Here is a 3,963-nt window from a genome sequence, read left to right on the forward strand (position 1 = left end):
CTTCCTGCACCGCGAAGCAGCCGCGGAAGCGGCAGCCGCGCCGTTCGCCGGCCCGATCGTTGCGCCCGCATCCAACGACCGTCTCGTGCGCGGCACGGGCGGCGCGACCGGCAAGTAACGCGCCGGCCTCGCCCGCATGCGCCGCTTACGGCGCAGCGAAGAACAACGCGACCACGCACGCCATCCCGCCGAACCACACGAGCGAGCGCAGCGACGCCCAGTTCAGCAGGTACATCAGCATATAAACGATCCGGATCGCGACGAACGCCATCGCAAGCTGGTCGACACGATGCACGTTCGCGCCGTTGTGCCACGCCACCACCAGCCCGGCCGTGAACAGCGCGAGCGCCTCCCACGCGTTCTGGTGCGCAGCCTGCGCGCGGGCGCGCCAGCCTTCGAGCTTCGCCAGGTAGTCGCGCGGCGTGCGGTTGTCGTAGCCCTTGCGGGCCTTCGCGAGAAACGTCATCGGGAACGGCAACAGCGCCGCGATGAACAGGCACAGCTGGGACGTCGTCATCAAAAGTCTCCTCCTTTATGATTACATTGATCAATGACAAGATCGCCGAGAGCTTAGCATTGGGGCAGACTGTTCGCGCACCGGTTTTCTAGACGGGAGACTCGGCTGCGAGGCCCGCCGACAGCCGCGGCCAGCCCGGTCAGACACCAAAATTTCCACCAAATCGTCGACAAAAACGTTAATTAAAACTGGTCGAACACCAATAAGATAGCGCTCAACACTGGCTCGGCGCGTTGCCGCGCCAGCCTGCCGAACCCGCGCCGCCGCGCGCGCCGAACGACATCCGACCCGAGACATCGCCATGCCCCGTCCCATCGTCGCCCATATCCGCCCTGACGCCGTCCGCCACAACCTCGACTTCATCCGCCGCACCGCCGCGCAATCGCGCGTGTGGGGCGTGGTCAAGGCCAACGCCTACGGCCACGGCATCGAGCGGATCTACCCGGGCCTCGCAGCCGCCGACGGCATCGCGCTGCTCGATCTCGACGAAGCCGTGCGCGTGCGCGAGCTCGGCTGGGACAAGCCCGTGCTGCTGCTCGAAGGGATCTTCGAGCCGGCCGACGTCGAGCTGGCCGACCGTCACCGCCTGACGGTGGCCGTGCACTGCGACGAGCAGCTCGACCTGCTGATCGCGGCAAAGCCGCAGCAGCCGATCGACATCCAGCTCAAGATGAACTCCGGGATGAACCGGCTCGGCTACCGGCCCGCCGCTTTCCGTGCCGCGTGGGAGCGGGCGGCCAGCGCGCCGTCGATCGGCAAGATCACGCTGATGATGCATTTCGCGAACGCCGACGAAGGCGAAGTCGACTGGCAGCTCGACCAGTTCGATGCAGCTACGGCCGGGATTCCGGGCGAACGCTCGGCGTCGAACTCGGCAGCCGTGCTGTGGCATCCGCGCGCGCACCGCGACTGGGTGCGGCCCGGCACGATCCTGTACGGTGCATCGCCGACGGGTGCGTCGCGGGATATCGCCGACACGCCGCTGATGGCCGCGATGACGCTGACGAGCAAGATCATCGGCGTGCAGACGCTGTCGCCGGAGGAAACCGTCGGCTACGGCCGCCGCTTCACGGCCGACCGGCCGATGCGGATCGGCGTCGTCGCGTGCGGCTATGCGGACGGCTATCCGCGCCACGCACCGACCGGCACGCCGATCGCGGTGGACGGCGTGCTGACGCGCGTCGTCGGCCGCGTGTCGATGGACATGCTGACCGTCGACCTGACGCCGTGCCCGAACGCGGGCATCGGGTCGAGTGTCGAGCTTTGGGGCGACCAGGTGAAGGTGGATGACGTGGCGCAAGCCAGCGGCACGATCGGCTACGAGCTGATGTGCGCACTCGCGCGCCGCGTGCCGGTCGTGACCGTGCCGCCCGGTGCGTCGAGCGAACAGCCGACGCTGCGCACCGGAAGCTACGGGCGCTGACCGGCGTCGATGCGGCGGCGCGCTATCGCGTCGCCTTGCATTCCGGTTGATTTACGGGCCGCCTCGGGCGGCCCGTTTGCTTTCCGGTGTGCGGGAAAGGCGTGGGTGACGGCCCTTCCGCTCCGTTCGGCGAACTCATCCGGCGATGCACTACGAACGCCACGTCGGCTTGCGCTTCTCGAGGAACGCGTCGATCCCTTCGCCCGCATCCTCTTCCATCATGTTGCGCGCCATCACGTCGCCCGCATACGCATAGGCTTCGTCGAGCGACAACTCGCGCTGGCGATAGAACATCTGCTTGCCAACCCGCACCGCGGCAGGGCTCTTCGCGACGATCTCGGCGACCTTGCGTGCGACGGCCGCGTCGAGCGCGTCCTCGGGCACGGCCTCGTTGACGAGCCCCCACGCGGCGGCCGTCGCCGCATCGACGAAGCGCCCGGTCACGAGCATGTCGAACGCGCGCTTCGCCGTGACGTTGCGGCTCAATGCCACGGCCGGCGTCGAACAGAACAGCCCGACGTTGATGCCCGATACCGCGAAGCGCGCGGTATCGGCCGCGATCGCCAGGTCGCACGCGGCGACGAGCTGGCAGCCAGCCGCCGTCGCAATACCGTGCACGCGCGCGATCACCGGTACCGGCAACGCGCGCATCGCGAGCATCACGCGGCTGCACTGCGCGAACAGCGTGCGGTAGTAGTCGAGCTCGGGCTTGCTACGCATCTGCCGCAGGTCGTGGCCCGCGCAGAACGCCTTGCCTTCGGCGGCCAGCACGACGCAGCGCACGTGCGGATCGGCCGCCAGCGTGTCGAACGCATCGTGCAGGCTGGCGAGCATCGCCTCGGACAATGCGTTGAATTGCTGCGGACGGTTCAGGCGCAGCGTGACGACGCCGTCGTGCTCGTCGCGCAACAGGATCGGCTCGGCAGTCTCTTGATCGGATTCCATGATGTTCCGCTCGATGGGGTTCGGCACGATTCGATGCGGCGCGAACGCGCGGCGTTGATGCACGCACGTTCACGGCACCGTGGAGATGAAATGGTCCTCCACATTCCGTGTGGCGTCCAGTCACGTGCCACTCGCGTTGCCCGCCGTCCGCGCGGCAAAGGCGGCGATCGCATAGGCGACGCAACCGACCGCCGCGATGGCCCACAACGCCTCGGTCAGATCCGGCAACAGTATCGTCGCAGCGCCTGCGATGGCCACGCCGAGCAGGCTGCCGGCCTGTCTCGCCGCGTTGAGAAATCCTGACGCGACGCCCGCCGCGTCCGCGGGCACCTGTTCGAGCACGGTCGCGATCATCGGCGCCACCGACAGCGCGGTTCCGGTGCCGAATGCGGCCATGGCCGCCCAGACCACCGGCCACGGCGCGCGCAGCGTGAGCGCCATCGCGATCGCAGGGATGGCCAGCGCCGCCACCCCAAGGCCGCTCGCCATCAGCCGGACCGGGCGGACGCGGCCATGCAGCTTGCCCGACAGCAGGTTGCCCAGCGACAAACTCAGCGCGAACGGCAGCAGCGTCAGCCCCGTCTGCCGCGCACTCATGCCGAAGCGTCCGTGCAGATACAGGCTCAGTACGAACAGCAAGCCGAAGTAGCCGACATAGACGAGGCTGCCCATCAGGTTCATCGCGACGAAGATGTGATTGCGAAACCACGCCAGCGGCACCATCGGATTGCGCGCCCGCCGCTCGACGATGATCAGCACGACCGATGCGAGCCCGGCGACCAGCAACGCGCACCGGACGTCCGCAGCGCCAGCGCCGCGCGTCGGCAATTCGATCACGGCAAAACACAGTGCGCCGAGCGCCGTCGCACCGACACCCTGACCGGCCCAATCGAAGTGACGCACATGCTGCGCGACCGATGCCCGCACGAGTGCCGCCGCCCCAGCAAAAGCGACCGCGCCGGTCGGTACGTTGATCAGGAACGCGCTGCGCCAGCCGAAATCGTCGACGAGAATGCCGCCCAGCACCGGTCCCACGGCAACGGCAACCGACGCGATGCCCGCCCAGACCGCAATCGCC

At 68.2% G+C, this 3,963-nt stretch carries 4 protein-coding genes; 1 reads left to right on the forward strand and 3 read right to left on the reverse strand.

Annotation, left to right across the window (positions count from 1 at the left end; all coding sequences use genetic code 11):
- Positions 1-145 precede the first annotated feature (145 nt).
- Positions 146-517: an MAPEG family protein gene (locus JYJ84_RS30375; protein ID WP_174956531.1), complete on the reverse strand. Its 372-nt coding sequence runs from the start codon at positions 515-517 to the stop codon at positions 146-148.
- Positions 518-818: 301 nt separating this feature from the next.
- Between JYJ84_RS30375 and alr the strand changes: the two genes are divergently transcribed.
- The gene (gene alr / locus JYJ84_RS30380; RefSeq protein WP_175221591.1) at positions 819-1,940 is read left to right on the forward strand and encodes an alanine racemase; all 1,122 of its coding nucleotides are present in this window, start codon (positions 819-821) and stop codon (positions 1,938-1,940) included.
- Positions 1,941-2,090: 150 nt separating this feature from the next.
- Here the strand turns inward: alr and JYJ84_RS30385 are convergent, their stop codons facing one another.
- A complete protein-coding gene (locus tag JYJ84_RS30385; protein ID WP_175221590.1) occupies positions 2,091-2,885 on the reverse strand; it encodes an enoyl-CoA hydratase in 795 nt (264 codons plus the stop codon).
- A gap of 120 nt (positions 2,886-3,005) precedes the next feature.
- A partial coding sequence (locus JYJ84_RS30390) for an MFS transporter (protein ID WP_205189874.1) occupies positions 3,006-3,963 on the reverse strand: 958 nt, incomplete at its 5' end.

It is taken from the genome of Burkholderia sp. LMG 13014 (genome assembly GCF_905232215.1).
Taxonomy (GTDB): domain Bacteria; phylum Pseudomonadota; class Gammaproteobacteria; order Burkholderiales; family Burkholderiaceae; genus Burkholderia.

Excerpts from the sequence above, each read along its gene's own strand:
- JYJ84_RS30375 (WP_174956531.1), bottom strand. The coding sequence starts at position 517 with ATGACGACGTCCCAGCTGTGCCTGTTCATCGCGGCGCTGTTGCCGTTC.
- JYJ84_RS30385 (WP_175221590.1), bottom strand. The coding sequence starts at position 2,885 with ATGGAATCCGATCAAGAGACTGCCGAGCCGATCCTGTTGCGCGACGAG.
- alr (WP_175221591.1), top strand. The coding sequence starts at position 819 with ATGCCCCGTCCCATCGTCGCCCATATCCGCCCTGACGCCGTCCGCCAC.